The sequence below is a fragment of the Kribbella sp. NBC_01484 genome (assembly GCF_036227145.1).
Classification (GTDB): domain Bacteria; phylum Actinomycetota; class Actinomycetes; order Propionibacteriales; family Kribbellaceae; genus Kribbella.
Window position 1 is genome coordinate 6,805,494 of record NZ_CP109437.1, and the last position, 18,302, is coordinate 6,823,795.

General features: G+C 69.0%; 12 protein-coding genes. 10 read left to right on the forward strand and 2 right to left on the reverse strand.

The window, feature by feature from the left end; genetic code table 11:
- Positions 1–33 precede the first annotated feature (33 nt).
- The 10 genes from OG555_RS33000 (at position 34) to OG555_RS33045 (ending at position 16,525) form a co-directional block, all read left to right on the forward strand.
- Positions 34–1,857: an ABC transporter ATP-binding protein gene (locus OG555_RS33000; protein ID WP_329476470.1), complete on the forward strand. Its 1,824-nt coding sequence runs from the start codon at positions 34–36 to the stop codon at positions 1,855–1,857.
- Positions 1,850–3,631 (forward strand): ABC transporter ATP-binding protein, encoded by a 1,782-nt coding sequence (locus OG555_RS33005; protein ID WP_329476471.1) that lies wholly within the window; start codon positions 1,850–1,852, stop codon positions 3,629–3,631. The genes OG555_RS33000 and OG555_RS33005 overlap by 8 nt, the downstream gene beginning before the upstream one ends.
- A gap of 224 nt (positions 3,632–3,855) precedes the next feature.
- Positions 3,856–4,794 carry an ABC transporter ATP-binding protein gene (locus OG555_RS33010; RefSeq protein ID WP_329476472.1) on the forward strand — a complete coding sequence of 313 codons (939 nt, stop codon included), beginning with the start codon at positions 3,856–3,858 and terminating at the stop codon, positions 4,792–4,794.
- Complete coding sequence (locus OG555_RS33015; protein ID WP_329476473.1) at positions 4,791–6,158, forward strand: ABC transporter permease; 1,368 nt, start codon at positions 4,791–4,793, stop codon at positions 6,156–6,158. The genes OG555_RS33010 and OG555_RS33015 overlap by 4 nt, the downstream gene beginning before the upstream one ends.
- 5 nt (positions 6,159–6,163) lie before the next feature.
- Complete coding sequence (locus OG555_RS33020; protein WP_329476474.1) at positions 6,164–8,905, forward strand: bifunctional YncE family protein/alkaline phosphatase family protein; 2,742 nt, start codon at positions 6,164–6,166, stop codon at positions 8,903–8,905.
- Positions 8,906–8,912: 7 nt separating this feature from the next.
- Positions 8,913–9,572: a DNA/RNA non-specific endonuclease gene (locus tag OG555_RS33025; protein ID WP_329476475.1), complete on the forward strand. Its 660-nt coding sequence runs from the start codon at positions 8,913–8,915 to the stop codon at positions 9,570–9,572.
- Positions 9,569–9,976, forward strand: coding sequence for a hypothetical protein (locus OG555_RS33030; RefSeq protein WP_329476476.1), 408 nt, complete (start codon positions 9,569–9,571; stop codon positions 9,974–9,976). The genes OG555_RS33025 and OG555_RS33030 overlap by 4 nt, the downstream gene beginning before the upstream one ends.
- Positions 9,977–10,412: 436 nt before the next feature.
- Positions 10,413–12,536: an HNH endonuclease signature motif containing protein gene (locus OG555_RS33035; protein ID WP_329476477.1), complete on the forward strand. Its 2,124-nt coding sequence runs from the start codon at positions 10,413–10,415 to the stop codon at positions 12,534–12,536.
- 661 nt (positions 12,537–13,197) lie between these two features.
- Positions 13,198–15,231 carry a HelD family protein gene (locus tag OG555_RS33040; RefSeq protein ID WP_329476478.1) on the forward strand — a complete coding sequence of 678 codons (2,034 nt, stop codon included), beginning with the start codon at positions 13,198–13,200 and terminating at the stop codon, positions 15,229–15,231.
- A 22-nt stretch (positions 15,232–15,253) separates the two neighbouring features.
- Positions 15,254–16,525 (forward strand): hypothetical protein, encoded by a 1,272-nt coding sequence (locus tag OG555_RS33045; RefSeq protein WP_329476479.1) that lies wholly within the window; start codon positions 15,254–15,256, stop codon positions 16,523–16,525.
- 114 nt (positions 16,526–16,639) lie between these two features.
- On the opposite strand, the gene OG555_RS33050 is transcribed toward OG555_RS33045, so the two are convergent.
- A complete protein-coding gene (locus OG555_RS33050) occupies positions 16,640–17,326 on the reverse strand; it encodes a GAF and ANTAR domain-containing protein (RefSeq protein ID WP_329476480.1) in 687 nt (228 codons plus the stop codon).
- A gap of 120 nt (positions 17,327–17,446) precedes the next feature.
- The gene (locus tag OG555_RS33055; protein WP_329476481.1) at positions 17,447–18,226 is read right to left on the reverse strand and encodes a DinB family protein; all 780 of its coding nucleotides are present in this window, start codon (positions 18,224–18,226) and stop codon (positions 17,447–17,449) included.
- Between the last annotated feature and the right edge of the window lie 76 nt (positions 18,227–18,302).

Consider the following 18,302-nt stretch of genomic DNA (forward strand, 5'->3'; position numbering starts at 1 on the left):
CTTTTGTCGGTGGTCGCCGTTACGGTCGGTTGGGTGCTGACTCTGCTGCGATACGCCTTGCGGGTGGCACCTGGGAGCACCGCTCTGACGATGGGTCTGGCTGTCCTCGGCTCTGTCCTGGGCATGGGGGTCACGCTGCTCACCGGTCAGGTGGTCGGGGCTGTTCCAGGTGTGATCGACGACGCCCCGGGAGCGATGTCGATGACAGAGTTCAGCTGGCTGCTCGGGGCGCTGCTGACGGTCTTCGTCCTGGACAGCCTGACGCCCGCGATCCACCGGGTGGCCTCGCTGATCATGGACGCGGCGCTCGTCCGGGAGATCGGCACCGGCATCACCGAGCCGCTGCTCCGTCCGCGCCGGGTCACGCACCTCGAGGACTCGGAGGTGCTGGACGTTCAGGATCGGGCCAAGGGCAAGGGCGGTTTCCATCTCGCTCAGGGCCTGGCGAATCTGCCCTGGCTGATGGCCAGCCGCGTGACCCTGGTCGGTTCCGCGGTCATCGTCGGCGTGATGTTCTCCTGGTGGGTCGCCGGCATGCTCGTCGCGGTCACCGCGTTGCTGGAGTGGTACGGCGGCCGCCTGATCGAGCGCGAGATCGACGTGTGGTGGGGCAACACCGAGGAGCAGCGGCGGGCGAACTACCTGTTCGACCTCGGCATGCGCGATGCGCCCAAGGAGCTCCGCGTCTTCGGACTGCATGATTGGCTGGTCCAACGCTACGTCCGCGAGTGGACCGCGGGCTTCCGCGCGGTCTGGGACCGGCGCGGCAAGAACGTGAAGTGGTCGGTCCTGACCGGCGGTCTGCACCTGGCGGCGAACGGGCTCGCGATCCTCCTGGTCGGCCGGGCCGCACTCGACGGCGACCTGCCCCTGACCCAGGTCGCGACGACCGTCCCGGCGATCCTCGCCATCGGGGTGTCCAGCAACGGGTACGGCGTCGTCCAGGTGCGGCGCGGGTTGTCGGCGTACCGGGCAATGAAGGATCTGCCGGGCACGATCGCCGACCGCCACCCGGAGCCGGCCGCGGTCAGCAGCCATCGCGTCGAGACCATGCCGGCGCGGGAGATCCGTTTCGAGAACGTCAGCTTCCGTTATCCCGGCTCGGACGTGGACGTACTGCGCGACCTCGACCTCACCATCCATGCGCACGAGGCGCTCGCGCTCGTCGGCGTCAACGGTGCCGGCAAGTCCACGCTGGTGAAGCTGCTCGGTGGCGCGTACCGGCCGACCACCGGCCGGATCACGGTGGACGGCGTGGACCTCGCGGACCTCGACCTGACCGCCTGGCAGCGGCGCATCGCCGCGATCGTGCAGGACTTCCTGCGGTTCCCGTTGTCGGTGACGGACAACGTCGTGTTCGGCGCGGTCGAGCGGGCCGGTGACGACATCACCCTCGCCAAGGTCGCCCGCGAGTCGGGCATCGACGAGGTCGTGCGCGGACTGCCGGCCGGCTGGGACACCGTGCTCGACAAGACCTTCGACGGCGGTGTCGACCTGTCCGGCGGGGAGTGGCAACGGATCGCGCTGGCTCGGGCGCTGTTCGCCGTACATGCGGGGGCCGGGGTGCTCGTGCTGGACGAGCCGGCGGCGGCGCTCGACGTCCGGGCCGAGGCCGAGCTGGTCGAGCGGTATCTCGAGCTCACGTCCGGGGTGGCGTCCTTGATCATCTCGCACCGGTTCTCGGTGGTCCGCAACGCGCACCGGATCTGCGTGCTGGCCGACGGGCGGATCGTCGAGGACGGCACGCACGAGCAACTGCTCGAGCACGGCGGGACGTACGCCGCCATGTTCCGGCTGCAGGCCGAGCGGTACGTGACGGCGCCGGAAGACCCGGAGAGCGAGGCCGTCGATGCGTAGCCTGCGGATCCTCTGGCTGTGGCTCGCCACGTCCTTCCGGGCCGCGCCGGGGCTGATGGCGATGTCGACCGTGCTCGTCGCGGCGCGGGCGATCACGGCGCCCTTGCAGACGTACGGCGTCAGCCGGCTCGTCGACGGGATTGCGACGGACCAGTCGAGCACGATCGCCCTGGGCATCGGCATCATCGTCGGCGGCCTCGCGGTCTCGTTCGTGGCCGACGTGGTGGGTTGGCCGTTGCAGGACACCGCGCAGGAACGGATGGCCGGTCGCGTCCACGCCGACCTGCTGGACGTGACGACGGGTGTTCCAGGGTTGTCGCATCACGAGCGACCGGACGTGGCCGACCGGCTGGAGTTGGTCCGCGAGCGCGCGTGGCGGATGGGCGTCGGCGCCGAGGTGCTGCTGTGGGCGTTCGCGACGGTGACCAACACGGCGACCGTGCTCACGCTGCTCGGCTCGGTACAGCCGTTGCTGCTCGTGCTGCCGTTGCTCGGTGCGACGCGGATCTGGTCGGCGTACCTGAGCAGCACGCGACAGCAGAAGGCCTGGGAGGACTCACTGCCGCAGGAGCGCTTGGTGGACCGGCTGATCGAGGTGGCGAAGGACCCACGGACAGGGCTGGAGCTGCGCGTGTTCGGGCTCGGGAAGGTCTTGCTGGACAAGATCTTCGCGCTCCAGACGGAGCGATTCCAGCGCCGGGTCGCCGCGGCGCGCTGGGGCGGAAAGGTCGACGGGGTGGTGCGGCTGGCCTTCGGTCTCGCGTACGCCGCGGCCGTCGTGTGGATCATCGCCCGGGCGAGGGACGGCCTGCAGACCGCGGGCGACGTCGTCCTCGTGCTGTTGCTGGCGCCGCAGGTGGATCAGATGACCGGCGGCATCGCGCAGAACGTGTACTGGGTCGGCGAGGTGGTTCGGAGCTTCAGCCGGTACGACTGGTTGCGGGAGTACGCGAAGGAGAATGCGTGGCAGCAGAGCGTCACGCCGGCGCCGGCCCGGCTGAGGTCCGGCATCGAATTGCGGAACGTCGGATTCTCCTATCCTGGCTCGGATTCCGCCGTACTGAGCGCGATCGATCTCACCGTGCCCGCGGGATCGGCCGTCGCGCTGGTGGGGGAGAACGGCGCCGGCAAGACGACGCTGGTCAAGTTGCTCGCGCGGATGTACGACCCGACCAGCGGACGCATCCTGGTCGACGGCGTCGACCTGGCGACGATCTCGCCGGACGCGTGGCGGTCACAGCTCTCGGCGGGCTTCCAGGACTTCGTGAAGTTCGAGCTGACGGCGGGTCTGGTCGTCGGGATCGGCGATGTCGAGCGGGCGGACGACGAGGCCGCCATCCGGGCTGCGATCGCGCGAGGTGACGCGGAGTCGCTGATCGCCGGACTGCCGCGTGGGCTGGATACGCAACTGGGCAAGAAGTTCACCGACGGCGTCGAGCTGTCCGGCGGCCAGTGGCAGCGGCTCGCTCTCGCCCGGGCCTTCATGCGCGAACGCCCTCTCCTGCTGCTCCTCGACGAGCCTACCGCGGCACTGGACCCCGAGGCCGAGCACCGGCTCTACGAGCAGTACGCCGCGGCCGCCCGGATCGCAGCCACCGAGACGGGAGGGATCACCGTGCTGGTCTCCCATCGGTTCTCGACCGTCCGGATGGCCGACCTGATCGTTGTCATGCACAACGGTCGCGTCGAGGAGGTCGGCACCCACGAAGACCTCCTGACCCACGGCGGCCGGTACGCCGAGCTCTTCGAACTCCAGGCTCGCGCCTACCGATAAAACGCCACTCCGGCATGGGTTGAAACTTACGCTTGATGGGTATTCCATCGAAGGGAAGTTTCGCGGCGACGCCGGATGTACCTCGCCGGGGAACTTCTGAGAGCCGGCTGAGAGCGTGATGAACAGCGGACGTCTCCCGTTCTTCGATCGTTCAACCGCCGGTTCCTGCCCGACGTTGTATTCCTTTCTAATGTTTCTCCGTCAGTAACACCGAGAAGGGAACCATGGACACACCCCCTGCAGTGCGGGCTCGCGGAATCGTCAAGTGCTTCGGTGAGGTGGTCGCCCTCGACGGCATCGATCTGGACGTGGCGCAGGGACAACTCCACGGATTGGTCGGGCCGAACGGTGCGGGCAAGACGACGTTGCTCGGTCTCCTGCTGGGGCTGGCCGTCGCCGACAGCGGCAGCTTGGAGATCCTCGGTACGCCGGTCGGCCGGGCGCTCGCCGTCCCGGAGGGCGTCGCGGGTTTCGTCGACGGTCCTGGTCTCTACCCATCGCTGACGGCCAAGCAGAACCTCGCCGCCCTGGCCGCTCTCCGCGGCGACGCACCGACGATGGGCATCGGCGACGCACTCGAGCAGGTCGGGCTGACCGACGTCGCCGACGACAGGGTCCGTGGCTTCTCCCTCGGCATGCGTCAGCGCCTCGGCCTCGCCGCTGCGCTTCTCACCAAGCCGCGCTTGCTCGTGCTCGACGAACCGTCCAACGGCCTCGACCCCGCCGGCAAGAAGCACGTGTACGGCGTCCTGACCCGGCTCGCCGCCGATGGGACCGCCGTGGTGCTGTCGAGTCACCGGATGGACGACGTCGAGGCACTGTGCTCGGACGTCACGATCCTGGCCACCGGACGAGTCGTCTTCTCCGGCCCGATGACGAAGCTGGCCACCGAGGGCCGGGAGCTCGACTACCGGCTCGTCACCTCCGACTCTGACGCCACCCACCGGCTGGCCGGTGAGACGGCCGGGATCCGGGTCGTCGACGACAGCGGCGTACGGCAAGGCGCCGACATGCTGGTGGTGTCCGCCTCGGTGCCTGCCCTGGACGAGCTCGTCAAAGGGCTCGTGCACTCCGGGGTCGCGGTGCGCGAGCTCGCACCGGTCGTGTCGCCACTCGAAGCCGCGTTCCTCGATCTCACCGAACAGCAGGAGTCGGACCGATGACCGCCACCGTCGCCGAAGCCACCAAGGAAACTGCGGCGCCCGTCGCCCGCAGCGTCTCGGTCCCGCGCGCCTACCGCTTCGAGTTGGTCAAGCTGCTCTCACAGTGGCGCGTGCGCCTACTGATCGTCGCGTGCTGGCTCGCGCCGGCGCTCTTCGTCGCGGTGATCAGCCAGCAGGCCGCGCTCCCGGTCGACACCCTGTTCGGCCGCTGGATGCATGCGACCGGGTGGGCGGGACCGCTGGTGATCCTCGGCTTCTCGGGATCCTGGGCGCTCCCGCTGCTGACCTCGCTGATCGCCGGTGACGTGTTCGCCTCCGAGGACCGGCTCGGCACCTGGCGCCATCTCCTGGTCGCGGTGCGATCGCCGCGACGGATCTTCGTGTCGAAGGCGCTGTCCAGCCTCACCGTGATCGTGGTGCTCGTGATCGGGATGGTGTGTTCGAGCACGATCAGTGGACTCGTGGTCGTCGGCAACCGATCCCTGAACGGCCTCGACGGCCACCTGCTGTCACCAGGCGACGCGGCCGGAAGGGTCCTGCTCGCCTGGGCCTGCGCACTCGCCCCGACGCTGGCTCTCGCCGCGATCGGCCTGCTCGGGTCCGTCGCGCTGGGCCGGTCGCCGATGGGCCTGCTGCTGCCGGCCGTGGTCGCCCTGGCGATGCAGATCGTTCAGCAGCTCCCGGTCCCCGTCGCGATCCGCTACGCACTGCCCGGCTACGCCTTCATCAGCTGGAACGGCCTGTTCACCAGCCCGGCACAACGCGGACCCCTGCTGATCGGCATCGCGGTCAGTCTGGTGTGGGTCGTCGTCGCGACCGCCCTGGCCTACTTCCTCTTCGTCCGGCGTGACTTCACCAACCCGGCCCACGACGGATCCGGCCGGCTGGCGATCACCGCCGGCCTGCTGCCGCTCGTCGTACTGTTCGGCCTCACCGCCGGGGTGCTGGCCTCGGTGGCCGGGGTCGGCTCCGGGATCGACCAGGACAAGGTGCAGCGGTCGGTCGCCACGTCGTTCGCGCACCTCTATCGCCTGCAGACCAAGCAGCTCAACCGGCCCGACGTCACCGAGGCGCAACTCCAGACCTCGGCCGCCTGCACCAAGGGCGGCGACCAGGTCGCCGCCGTCGGTGCCGGCAACGACTGGCGTTGCGTGGTGAGCTGGCACATCCCTGGTGTCGAAGCGGCCGGTTCGGCCATCTACCAACTCGACATCAACCCGCTCGGACGGTACGTCGCCGACGGGGACGGACCGAAAGAAGTCAACGGCTTCTTCCTGGTCCGGACCCCGGCAGGCGACGAACCGAATCCGCTCTGGCAGTTCGACGCCAACATCGAACTGCTTCCGTCCACCCCGAAGGGATAAACCCCATGCAGGTAACACGCCGCCGCCGGCGTGACGAGAAGGGCCTCACCACCCTTCTTCGCCGCCGGATACCACTCGTGACAGCGGGGACGACCGCTGTCGCCGTGGCCCTAGCCGGCACTGCAGTCGCCGCCACCCACCAATTCGGCTACGACCAGGTCGGCCAGGTCACCGACAAGGGCGAGGTGATCTCGAGCGACCAGTACATCAAGCCGCTCGGCGATCGCCTGGTCCTCCAGAAGGGCAAGATCATGTCGTCCACGGTCAGCGCGGACGGCAGCCACATGGCTGCCTCCGTGACCGACGGCGGGATGGCGCTCGCGATCATCGACCTGAAGAACTGGAAGGTTCAGCAGTACGTCGGCAACAACGCCGCCGCCGACCTGAGGATCCCCGGGAACGACATCGGCCAGGAAGGCCCGACGTACTCGCCGGACGGGTCGCAACTGTGGCTCGGGCAGGCCGACGGCTACCGCAGGTTCACGGTGAACCCGGACGGTTCGCTGGCCAACCCGACGTTCGTCACGATCGCCGCGGACGGCGCGAAGCGCGCGCTGGTCGGCGAGGCCGTGTTCTCGGCCGACAGCTCCACGGTGTACTCCGCGGTGAACGGCCAGAACCGCGTGGTCGCGATCGACACGGCGACCGGCACCGTCAAGCAGAGCTGGGCCGTCGGGAACGCGCCGCGTGACATGGTTGTGGTCGGCAACAAGCTGTACGTGAGCAACGAGGGCGGCCGCCCGGCCAAGCCGGGTGACCCGACGATCAACTCGTACGGCACCCAGGTGGTGGCCTCCCAGGTCACCGCGGCCACCACGACCGGTACGGTCAGCGTCATCGACCTGGCGAACCCGGCCGCCGCCGCGTCGAGCATCGACGTCGGTCTGCACCCGACCGCGCTGTACGCCAAGAACGGTGCCCTGTTCGTCACGAACACGGCCACCAACAACGTGTCCGTCATCGACACCACGAGCGACAAGGTCGTCCAGACCATCGCCACCCAGCCGTGGCCGGAGGCCTCGGTCGGCTACGAGCCGAACGGTGTGACGCTCACCGACGACGGTCACCTGCTGGTGACGCTCGGCCGCGCGAACGCGGTCGCGGTCTACAAGTACAAGAACCCGCTGGAGCCGGTCAGCTACGTCGGCCTGGTCCCGACGGACTACTTCCCGGCAGAGATCGCGACCGTCGGCACCAAGATCGTGGTGTCCAACACCCGCGGTGTGGACGCCCGCCGTACGACGACCGCCGCCGGTCACAGCACGCACGACACCACGTCCAGCCTGACCCAGTTCACGCTGCCGAACGACCAGGCGATCCATGGCCTCACGGCGCAGGTCTTCCAGCAGAACGGCTGGGACAAGGGCTCGGCCGCGACGGCCGACGCCACGGGCGCGGCCGCGGTACCGGTCCCCCTGCGACTCGGCGACCCGTCGACGATCAAGCACGTGTTCATGATCGTCAAGGAGAACCGGACTTACGACCAGGTGTACGGCGACATCCCGGAGGGCAACGGCGACCCTGCGCTGACGCAGTACGGCGAGAACGTCACGCCGAACCAGCACGCGATGGCCAAGCAGTTCGGCCTGTACGACAACACCTACGACATCGGCACCAACTCGGCCGAGGGCCACAACTGGCTGATGCAGGCCGACAACCCCGAGTACAGCGAGTCCTCGGCCGGTGAGTACATCCGAACCTACGACACCGAGAACGACGCGCTCGGCCACCAGAAGAGCGGCTTCATCTGGACCGGTGCGCAGGCGGCCGGCAAGACCGTCAAGGACTTCGGCGAGTTCCAGTCGATCGAGCAGAAGCCGGCCGGCGCGACCTGGCAGAACCTGTACTGCGACACCAAGAACATGCAGGCGACCGGTCAGGACACCGCCTACCCGATCAAGGTCGGTTCGGCGATCCCGTCGCTGAACGACGTGTCGGTGCAGGGCTTTCCGCAATTCGATCTGAACGTCCCGGACATCTACAAGACCGAGATCTGGAAGAAGGACTTCGAGAAGAACGGACCGGCCAACCTCAACATGTTCTGGCTGTCCAACGACCACACCGGCGGCCCGAACAGCGGCCCGGCCGGGGTGGCTGACAACGATCTCGCCGCCGGCCGGATCGTGGACGAGATCTCGCACAGCAAGTACTGGAAGGACTCGGCGATCTTCATCCTCGAGGACGACTCCCAGGCCGGTCTCGACCACATCGACGGCCACCGGGCGCCGATCCAGATCATCAGCCCGTACGCCCAGCACGGCGTCGTCGACAGCCACTACTACACGCAGATCACGACGATCCGCACGATCGAGCAGATCCTCGGGATGAAGCCGATGAACCAGAAGGACACCGCGGCCACCCCGATGTTCGGCGCGTTCACGCAGCAGCCCAACTTCACTCCGTTCAACGCCGTTCCCAACCGGACGTCGCTGACGGCGGGTCTGGCCACGCTGCCGCCCTGTGGCGCGGATGTCCCCGCGGCGCAGAACCCGAACGCCGCGCCGGTGCCGAAGGCAACGGTCCCGGCTGACCAGCAGGCGGTCGCCGCGCTGTGGGAGACGTGGCTGGCCCAGCAGCGGACCACCGGTCCGAACGCGAAGGCCGACTTCGCCAACCCGGCGCAGATGAACCACTTCGACTGGTACCAGGCGCACGACTGGTCCACGCCGTACCCGGGCGAGGACAAGATCGTCGCTCCGGCCGACGTGCCGGGTGCCGTCATCCCGTCCGCGGAGAACGACGGCTGATCAAGGTATGACGGACCGATCGCGCCGGGCGCCGGGCCGGATCGAGCAACCTGCCGATCCGGCCGACGTCCGGGCGGTCGGGTACGGCCCCGGCGATGTGGTGCAAGTGCCGGAGCGGTACGCCGGTCTGCCCGTCCGCAAGGAGAAGTCGGGACGGGCGGATCACTGGAACGACAACCTGTCCGCACCGGAGCCGTCGTCGGTCTACGTGGTCGACGACCGCTACCTGTACGCGACGGACAAGGCCGGCCGGGTCACCCATGCCGAAGGGTGGCTCGGCTGGCTGCCGTCGGAGCAGAACGACGAGCGTCGCGACCTGGACGCGCAGCGCGAGGCCGGCGAGCCCGACCGCGAGCGCACCGACGATGGTGGTCATCTGTTCGCGACGGTGTTCGACGGCCCCGGCGAGGCGATCAATCTCACCGCGCAGTCGCGGACGCAGAACCGCGCGGTGAAGGGCAGCGACAACTGGCGCCGGATGGAGGAGACCTGGCAGGCGCTGCGGGCGGCCGGCATCCAGGTGCACGCCGCCATCGACGTCCGGCACCCGAACGGTACGTCGCGCCGCCCGTCGGCCCGGACCGTCGTCGACCGGCGCGAGGGCCGGCGATCCCCACGGCGTATCTTCAAGGAGACCAAACCGCCGCCGGCCCGGGGACGAGAATGAGCGAGATCGGCACCATCGACGCGATCGCCCGTGCGTTGACCGCCGGGCTGCCCGCCGGATGGCGTGAAGTGAGCGCGGTCTACCGGGCCACAGCGCCGTACGCCGAACTGGATGCGACCCTGGTCGGCCCGGGTGGTGAGCCGGCGCAGCTCGACCCGCTGCCCGACGGGCTCGAGGACCTCTTCGAGGCCCTGCGGCGACAGATGTACCAGCCGGGCAAGGGCGCGTGGCTGACCGCGCACGTCGGCGTCACCGCGGACGGGCGGTTCACGACCGACTTCGACTACGACCATGAACCTGCCTGGTCGATCCCTGTCGACGCGGGCATCTACGCCGCCGACCTTGCTGAGTTCCCGCGGGACGACGAGTACATTCCGGACTGGTTGCGGACCAGCTCCGGTTGAGCCGCGCCACCTCCCGCCTGGAGTCGACTGACTGCGGTTGATCAGATGACGCCGTACGGAGCTTCGCGTGCACGGGCCGATTCTCGCCGTGCAAGGTGGCAACGACGTCGCGGTGCTCGGTGTACTCCAACGTGTCTCCGCAAGGCCTTGGACGCGCAACGCAGCTTGAACGACCGCGAGGTGCAGCGAGTCCACAGGACCTCGACAACGACGGCCGAAACATGATGTCAACCACCCGTCCGGGCCGTCACACCCGGTCGAGGTGGTTGCTAGCGGCAATCGTTCTGATATTCGGGCAGTACGAGAGCGGCCCGCCTCACGCGCGAGGCTGTGCACAGCCCCTGACCGCTGTGGATAGTCTCTTGTGAATGGAATCCCTTGAAAACAAGGGCATCCGGGTTTGAGAACTGTCGGCGAGGCTGTTTACAGTTTGTGTATGGAGATTCTCGGACAGCGACCGGTGTGGTCGATGAGCGGCAGCGACATGCTGTCCACTCTCGACGCCGCCTACGCCGAGATCGCCCGCCTGGAGACCCTCGCCCTGCACCTCATCGCCGGCCTCGACACCACCGGCCACGCCCACGAACTCGGCGCCGGCACCACCGCCCGGCTACTCACCTTCCGCTACCGCATCGACCCCACCAAGGCCCGCCGCGACGTCCACCTCGCCACCACCCTGCCCAAATACCCCGCCGTCGCCGCCGCCCTCCCCGACCCCAACCCCCTGACCGACAACCCAACGACCGATACCGGCGCCAGCGACAGCGACCTGACCGCCGACGACGCGACCGACAGCGACACGAGCGGCAGGAATGGGAACGACGGCGAGCACGATGCCGGCGAGCACGGTGCTGGCGAGGATGGCGCGGGTGTGGATGGTGCGGGGGTGGGGGTGTTGCTGCATCCGGCGCAGGCCGAGGCGATCGTGTCCGCGCTGGACAAGGTCCCGGCCACCGTTCCGGCCGACGACCTGCGGGTCGCCGAACAGCAACTGGTCGAACTCGGCCGCACCCACGGCCCCCTCGACCTGCGCAAGGCCGGCCGCCTCGTCCGCGACCGCCTCGACACCGACGGCCCCGAACCCGCCGAACAAAAAGCCTACGACCGCGAAACCCTCACCCTGAAGAACGCCGCCAACGGCGTCGCGTTCACCGGCTACCTGGCCAACGACAACGCCGAACTGTTCCGCACCCTCATCCACACCCACGCCAAACCCCACAAAACCATCGACGGCGCCCCCGACCCCCGCCCCCGCACCAAACGCCAAGCCGACGCCCTCACCACCCTCCTCACCACCACAAACCCCACAGCGGGCACAGCCGCCGCCACCACCGCCCCACTCAGCCTCGTGCCCGCAGGCAGCGCCGCCACCACCACGGACACCACACCCGCGGGGACCGCCACCAGCACCGAGAACGCGGGCAGCGATGCGGGCAACCGTCAAGGGCGCGGGGCCGCTCCTGGGCACGGCCCGAAGCCGCACATCATCGTCACGATTGACTTCAACGACCTCAAGGCCGCCACCGCCGACAAACTCGGCCACCTGATCTACGGCGACGCGCTGTCGGCGGCCACCATCCGCCGCCTGGCCTGCGACGCCCACATCCTGCCGATCGTGCTCGGCTCGGATTCCCAGCCACTCGACGTCGGCACCACCGTGCGGCTCGCGACCGGACCGATCCGCAAAGCCCTCATCGCCCGCGACAAGGGTTGTGTCTGCTGCGGCGCCCCACCCATCTACTGCGACGCCCACCACGTCATCAGCTGGATCGACGGCGGCGCCACGAAGATCACGAACCTCGTGCTGCTGTGTAAACGGTGTCACCGTGACCTGCACGCCGGGCACTGGACGATCCAGATCACCAACGGCATCGTCGAGGTCGCCCGCCCCGCCTGGGCCACCCCCAACCCCGTCCCCCGCGACAGATACCGGCCACCAACCACCACACCCCACCCACCCCCGGCCACACCCACAACCAGCACCACCACCGGTCACCCACCCACAACCGACGCCACCACCGGTCGCGCATCCACGACCGGCGGAGCCGCGGGCGGCCCCGTCACCCGTGCCTGGCCACGCGACACCGACCCACCCTGGATCACCGCTGAGGATGCCGCACGCCTCAACCCCTGGGGCGACACGCCCGACGAACGACCCACTCGCGCCAAGCAGCGCCCACCCGCCACCGAGGTCGATCCGTGGGGTGAAGGCTCCGGCGGCCGCCCTTCCGGCGTACCCAAAGAGCCAGCCGGCAAAGCCCCTGCCGCCACCGGCCTCGACGTCTGGGGCGATCCAGTGAAACCGCCCCCGACAGTTGCTCGCCGCGGCGAGCTCGCCACGCTGTCTGGCGGCACGTTCGACCCCTGGGGCGACCTCGCGCTGGATGCCGACCAGCACAACTCTGCTGACGATCAGCCGGGACCCGAGCGCAGCCTCTCAGGCCCCTGGGGCGATTCCACAAAGCCCTCTGGCGCCCTCGCGGCGCCTCCCACTGCCACTGCCGCGACCACTGGCGCGTCTGCCGCCACCTCGACCGCCTCCACTTCGACGGCGGCGTAAGTGCTGGGCTTGGCGGCGTTCTGAATCAAGCGTCGGCACGACGGGCTCATGTCGAGCGCGCTCCCCGCAACAACCGCGTCGCCAGCCGGCGGCCCGGCCGAGCAAGATGCCGACGGCGAACGAGATCACCGTCGCCAGACCGATCAGGCCGACGGTCCAGGGCAGCGTCTGACCGATGACCTGGGAGACCGGCACACTGACTATTCGGACGACGACACGTTCGGCGTGCGCCTGGACAATAGGTGAACCGCAGGGTCGCTGTGCGGTCGCGGACCGTACCTCGGAAGGCGCCTCCAACCCCTCTGACGCCAATCCCCGACTGCGCTCTCTGACTGCGTTCTCTGACCCATGTCGGTGACCCGGTCGAAGCAGATCTGCATCGACGAAACGGTGGGCGGGGGCCGCTGCCCAGCCGTGCGGCGATCAGACCAACGTCATGGACCTGGTCACGCCCGAAGCCCGCCACCACCTGACGGTCGTAGAGCTGCCCGTGCGTGGCATTCCGCCAATCGGCCGGATATTCGGTGGCAGGCTGCCGAGGCCGCTGGTAGCGTCCTCGACCTGTCTTTCGGGATCGAATCGAACCGGATGGTTGTGCTCCGGGGCGGGACCCTGCTGATCGTCCCCATCCGAAGCTCTCCACGATTCGAGGCTCTCTCCGATGGCCGAACCAGAACTCGACACCGAACGCGCCTTCCTCACCACGGCCCGCGCCGCGCTCGCCCGGATGTACCAGGAGGTGGAGGCCCGCGACGTCCCGCTGATCGGCGGCGAGGACAACGACGAACGCTTCACCAACGAGGCCAACGAGCGGGCCAAGAAGATGCGCACGCAGGCCCTGCTCGATCTCCCCGACGTGCCGTTGTTCTTCGGCCGCATCGACTACGAGGCCGGGACGATCGAGGACCTGGACCAGATCTACATCGGTCGCCGGCACGTGCACGACGGCAGCGGCGTACCGCTGGTGATCGACTGGCGGGCGCCGGTCTCGGTGCCGTTCTACCGGGCGACCCGCAGCGACCGGCAGCGGGTCCTGATGCGCCGCCGCTACGGCTTCTCCGATCACGCGGAGCTGACCGGCTTCGAGGACGAGCCGCTGATCGGGACGGTCGAGACCGATCAGGCCGACGCGTTCCTGCGCGCCGAGATCGAGCGGCCGCGCACCGGGCCGATGCGCGACATCGTCGCCACGATCCAGCCGGAGCAGGACGACCTGGTCCGCGCGGCACTGCATCCGTCCGTCTGCGTGCAGGGTGCGCCCGGCACCGGGAAGACGGCCGTCGGCCTGCACCGCGTGGCGTATCTGCTCTACACCGAACGGGAGCGGCTGAGTCGCGGCGGTGTCGTGATCGTCGGGCCGAACCGCTCGTTCCTGTCGTACATCCGCAAGGTCCTGCCCGCGCTCGGCGAGGTCGACGTACGGCAGATCATCATCGAGGAGCTGATCAGCCGGCCGGCCGCGGCGGTGGACGCAGCGGAGGCCGAGCGGGTCAAGGGTGACGCCCGGATGGCCGAGGTGCTGCACCGGGCGTTGTGGTCGTATGTCGGTACGCCGACCGAGGGAATCCTTTACAGCAAGGGATCCCGGCGTTATCGAGTGCACGACTACGAGGTGGTCGACATCGTGTCCGACCTGCGCGAGTCGACCAGGTACGCGCCGGGGCGGAACGCGCTGGCGCAGCGGATCGCGCACGTCGTCCTGGTTCGGATGGAGCAGCGTGCGGAGTCGCCGGACGACCGCGTGCAGAATGCGGTGGCCCGCTCGAAGCCCGTGAAGGAACTGATCGACGCGGTGTGGCCGCGCGTCGCACCCGAGCAGGTGCTGCACCGGCTGCTGTCCGATGCCGACTTCCTCGCGCGGGTAGCGGGCGACCTGCTGACGGAGGACGAGCGTACGGCGTTGCTGTGGCCTAAGCCGCCGCGTTCGTGGAAGTCGGCGAAGTGGTCGTTCGCCGACACCGTGCTGCTCGACGAACTCGAGGACCTGGTCGAGCGCCGTACGGGCTCGCTCGGCCATCTCGTGCTGGACGAGGCACAGGACTTGTCGGCGATGCAGTTGCGTGCGCTCGGCCGGCGATGCCGCACCGGCTCGGCGACGGTTCTGGGGGACTTGGCGCAGGCAACCACCGCGTGGGCCGCCGGTTCGTGGGACCGGGTCCTCGGTCATCTCGACAAGTCGGACGCCGTGGTCGCCGAACTCGACCGGGGCTTCCGCGTCCCGGCCCAGATCATCGACTTCGCGGCCAAGCTCCTCCCACAGATCGCTCCCACGCTCGGCATTCCGAGCGGCGTCCGGACCGTCGCCGATGCGCTGGCCATCGTCGAGACCGACGAGCACTCCTTCGCCGACGAGCTCGTTGCCGCGTGCAAGACCGCCCTCGCCGGCGAAGGTTCGGTGGCGCTGATCGCAGCCGACGACCAGATCTCCCACCTCCGCGACGCCCTCGCCGCCGCCGGCCTGGAGCCGGCTCTCCTCGGCGAGACCGAGGACGAGATGGACACCACCAGACTGGTCTGCGTCCCCGCCACCCTGGCGAAGGGTCTCGAGTTCGACGCCGTCGTCGTCGCCGAACCAGCCCAGATCGTCGCCGCCGAACCCCGCGGCCTGCACCGCCTCTACGTCATCCTCACCCGAGCCGTCAGCCGCCTCCACATCATCCACGCCCAGCCGCTTCCGAACCCCCTCAGCCGATAGCTTTCTCCGGAAGGAGGTGGGCATGGCCAGTGGGCTGGGGATTGTCGGGCTGATCGTTGTGCTGCTGGTGGCGGCGGGGGTGGTTTGGGGGATCGTCGCGCTCGTACGCCGGCAGCAGTACATCCGGTCGGTGCGGGACCGGGGCTGGACGTTCGTGAACAGCCCGACCTTCGATGCGGTGGCCAGGCTGGGGAATCCGCCGTTCGGGATCGGGTTCCGGCGGCGGCCGGACGATCAGATCACCGGGCTGACCAGCGGTGGCCGGCCGTTCCAGGTGGTCGAGTACAGCTCCGAGCACTGGTCGGGCTGGGTCGGGATGGTCGGCCTCTCCCGCCGGCTGCCGGAGCTGTGGATCACCGGTGGTGAGACGCAGCCGCGGTACGGCGTCTTGGCGACCGGCGTACCGTCCCCGGCGCAGCTCGGACCGGGCTGGCAGATCGGTGCGCTGGACCCGGCGTTCGCCGCGGCGGTGTTGACCCCGCAGCTGTGTGGGCAGCTGAGCGCGATGGCAGCGGGCCAGCCGGGGGTGAACTTGAGCGTCGATGGTGACCAACTGGTGCTGCTCGACCCGCCGCGCAAGGACATCGATCGCCTCGGTCGCTGGCTGGAGCAGCTCGCCACGGCCGCCGCAGCGATCGACGCCGCGCCCTTGGATGGCTGGATCCAGCCGGAGCGCCCGCCGCGGCTGACGTTCTACCAGCACCCGGAGTGGTACTGGATCGACGTCGACGACAGCCTGCTGCAGTTCACCCCGGTGACGCGGTCGGGCCACGATCACCGCACCAGCGACGTGGTCCGGGGTCGCGACGGTGACGGGCCGCCGTTCGTCGCGTTCACGCACCATTGGAAGACCACCCGGACGGAGAGCTACACCGACAGCGAAGGCCGGAGTCAGACCCGGACCGTGGTCGAGAACCACAGTGAGCCGGTCCTCGGGTTCCAGTTGCCGGCCCGGATGCCGTGGATCCAGGTCGCGCGGCGCGGGTTCGGCCGCGGGATCAGCTTCGAGAGTGAGGCGTTCAACGATCAGTTCGCGGTCACCGCGCAGGACACCAAGTTCGCGTACGACGTCATCCATCCACGCCAGATGGAGTACCTGATGGCGAACCCACCGGCGTCGTTCCGGATTGCGGACGACTGGGCGTGGTTCTCACCGGGTGTGCACAGCCAGCCTGCGATCGCCCACAGTTCGCTCTTCCTGCACGGCTTCCTGGCCCGCATCCCGCGGTTCGTCTGGCGGAACCTCGGCCTCCCGGACGCGCCGTACGCGGCTCCGATCCCGCAGCGGTCGTGAATATGGGCCCCGGTGCTGTTTGGCTTCAACACCGGGGCCCTGAACGGCTCAAACCCCCGAGAGCTCGGGTCGTCCTGAACCTCCGGTGCCCGGTCGGAGCCGGAGTATTCGGGCTCAGCGCGGGAGTTTGCGGGTATCGACCAGTTCCTGCGCAACGTCGCGGAGTTTGCGGTTGGTGTCCTGGGAGTAGCGCTTGAGCACCTCGAAGGCGCGGTCGCCGTCGAGGTCGTACCGTTCCATCAGGATCCCCATCGCCTGTCCGACGAGCCTGCGGGCGTCGATGGCCTGGGCCATGGAGGCGTCGTGGCGGGCGGAGGCGATCGCTACCGAGGCGTGCTGGGCCAGGATGTGGGCGATCGCGACGTCGTCGGTCTCGAACGCGCCCGGCTGGTCGCTGTACAGACTGAGCACTGCCTGCGCGTGCCCGGCCAGCATCAGCGGCACGTGCATCGCGGACCGGATCCCCGCGCTCGTGACCTCCTCGACCCAGCCCGGCGACCAGCGGGTCTCGGCTGCTGTGTCGGGGATCACCAGCACGTTCTCCTGATCGATGGCGGTCAGGAGTGGCCCGCTGCCGGCCTCGATCTGCTGCTGGTAGAGGTCGGCAAGCTTCGGGTCGGTGAGCGCCATCAGCTCCAGCCGCCGCTTCTGCGCGACGAGCACGACAGACGCGTGCTTGCACCGGACCGCCTGGCGGGCGAACTGCACCACCGCTTCGACGGTCTCTTCGACCCCCTCGAGGTCGTGCAGGTCAAGGGCGAACTGGCCGAAGGTTTCGGCCGACGACTGATCCAAGGACATGGTGACTCCCAGGGGTCGCAGACATGGGCGCACCCACCTTCTGGAGCGAACCCAGCCATAATGATGCACCCCGACCCCCCGGACGCAAAACAGCCTGCCGCTGCGCCGTGTCGGCCGGGCTCAGCGGGCTTCGAGGACGGCCAGATCGCGGTCCGCGAAGCGGTAGTGCTCGATGGCCTCGTCCATCAGGACCGCGAGGCATTCGGCGACCGCCCGAGGCTCTTCGGGGTACCCGGGCGCCGGGGTGCGCACGCACTCCCGGCCGAGGTCGCCGTCGGTGAGGCCGGCGAGCGTCCGGCGTACCAGCTCCGCCCGATCGGCATACAGGCTGAGGACTTCGGCGTACGACGGCGCCGCGTCAAGGTCGATGCCGAGGGCAACGGCGTCCTTGTCGGCGTACCAGGACTGCGCGACGCCGAGCGGATGGTAGGGCCGCTCCTGGTCGAGGACGGTGCGACTGAACCAGGCGTCCGTGATGAAGACGAGATGGCGCAGGGTCTCGACGAACGACCACTCGCCGTCGATGCGCTCGCGCCGGGCGGGCTCGGTCAGGCGTTCGGCGCGGGCGATCGCCTCCGACCAGAGCCGCTCGACGGTGTCCCACATCGCGCGGAACCCGTCGGCGTCCCGGATCTCGCGGAGCTGCACGCGCTCCGGGTGGCGGCGATCGAGTTCGGCGTCGACGTACTCGGTCACGTCGATGCCGTTGACGACGAGCCGCTCGACGTACCCGGAGATGTCGACGTCCACCAGGCAGCCGTCGACGACCTTGATCCCGGACAGGTCGCAGTCGGTGAAACGCGCGCCGCGCAGGTCCGCGACCCGGAAATCCTGACCACGAAAGGCATCGGTCTCTTCACCGCCACCTGAGAACCGGTGCGGTCCGTACTGAGCATCCATCGGCACAGTCAACCACTTGTCCGGGACACGCGGTGGACCACGAGCCGCGGGACGGCTTTCTAGACTCGAGACCAAG

Excerpts from the sequence above, each read along its gene's own strand:
- OG555_RS33040 (WP_329476478.1), top strand. The coding sequence starts at position 13,198 with ATGGCCGAACCAGAACTCGACACCGAACGCGCCTTCCTCACCACGGCC.
- OG555_RS33025 (WP_329476475.1), top strand. The coding sequence starts at position 8,913 with ATGACGGACCGATCGCGCCGGGCGCCGGGCCGGATCGAGCAACCTGCC.
- OG555_RS33010 (WP_329476472.1), top strand. The coding sequence starts at position 3,856 with ATGGACACACCCCCTGCAGTGCGGGCTCGCGGAATCGTCAAGTGCTTC.
- OG555_RS33015 (WP_329476473.1), top strand. The coding sequence starts at position 4,791 with ATGACCGCCACCGTCGCCGAAGCCACCAAGGAAACTGCGGCGCCCGTC.
- OG555_RS33055 (WP_329476481.1), bottom strand. The coding sequence starts at position 18,226 with ATGGATGCTCAGTACGGACCGCACCGGTTCTCAGGTGGCGGTGAAGAG.
- OG555_RS33045 (WP_329476479.1), top strand. The coding sequence starts at position 15,254 with ATGGCCAGTGGGCTGGGGATTGTCGGGCTGATCGTTGTGCTGCTGGTG.
- OG555_RS33030 (WP_329476476.1), top strand. The coding sequence starts at position 9,569 with ATGAGCGAGATCGGCACCATCGACGCGATCGCCCGTGCGTTGACCGCC.
- OG555_RS33005 (WP_329476471.1), top strand. The coding sequence starts at position 1,850 with ATGCGTAGCCTGCGGATCCTCTGGCTGTGGCTCGCCACGTCCTTCCGG.
- OG555_RS33020 (WP_329476474.1), top strand. The coding sequence starts at position 6,164 with ATGCAGGTAACACGCCGCCGCCGGCGTGACGAGAAGGGCCTCACCACC.
- OG555_RS33035 (WP_329476477.1), top strand. The coding sequence starts at position 10,413 with ATGGAGATTCTCGGACAGCGACCGGTGTGGTCGATGAGCGGCAGCGAC.
- OG555_RS33050 (WP_329476480.1), bottom strand. The coding sequence starts at position 17,326 with ATGTCCTTGGATCAGTCGTCGGCCGAAACCTTCGGCCAGTTCGCCCTT.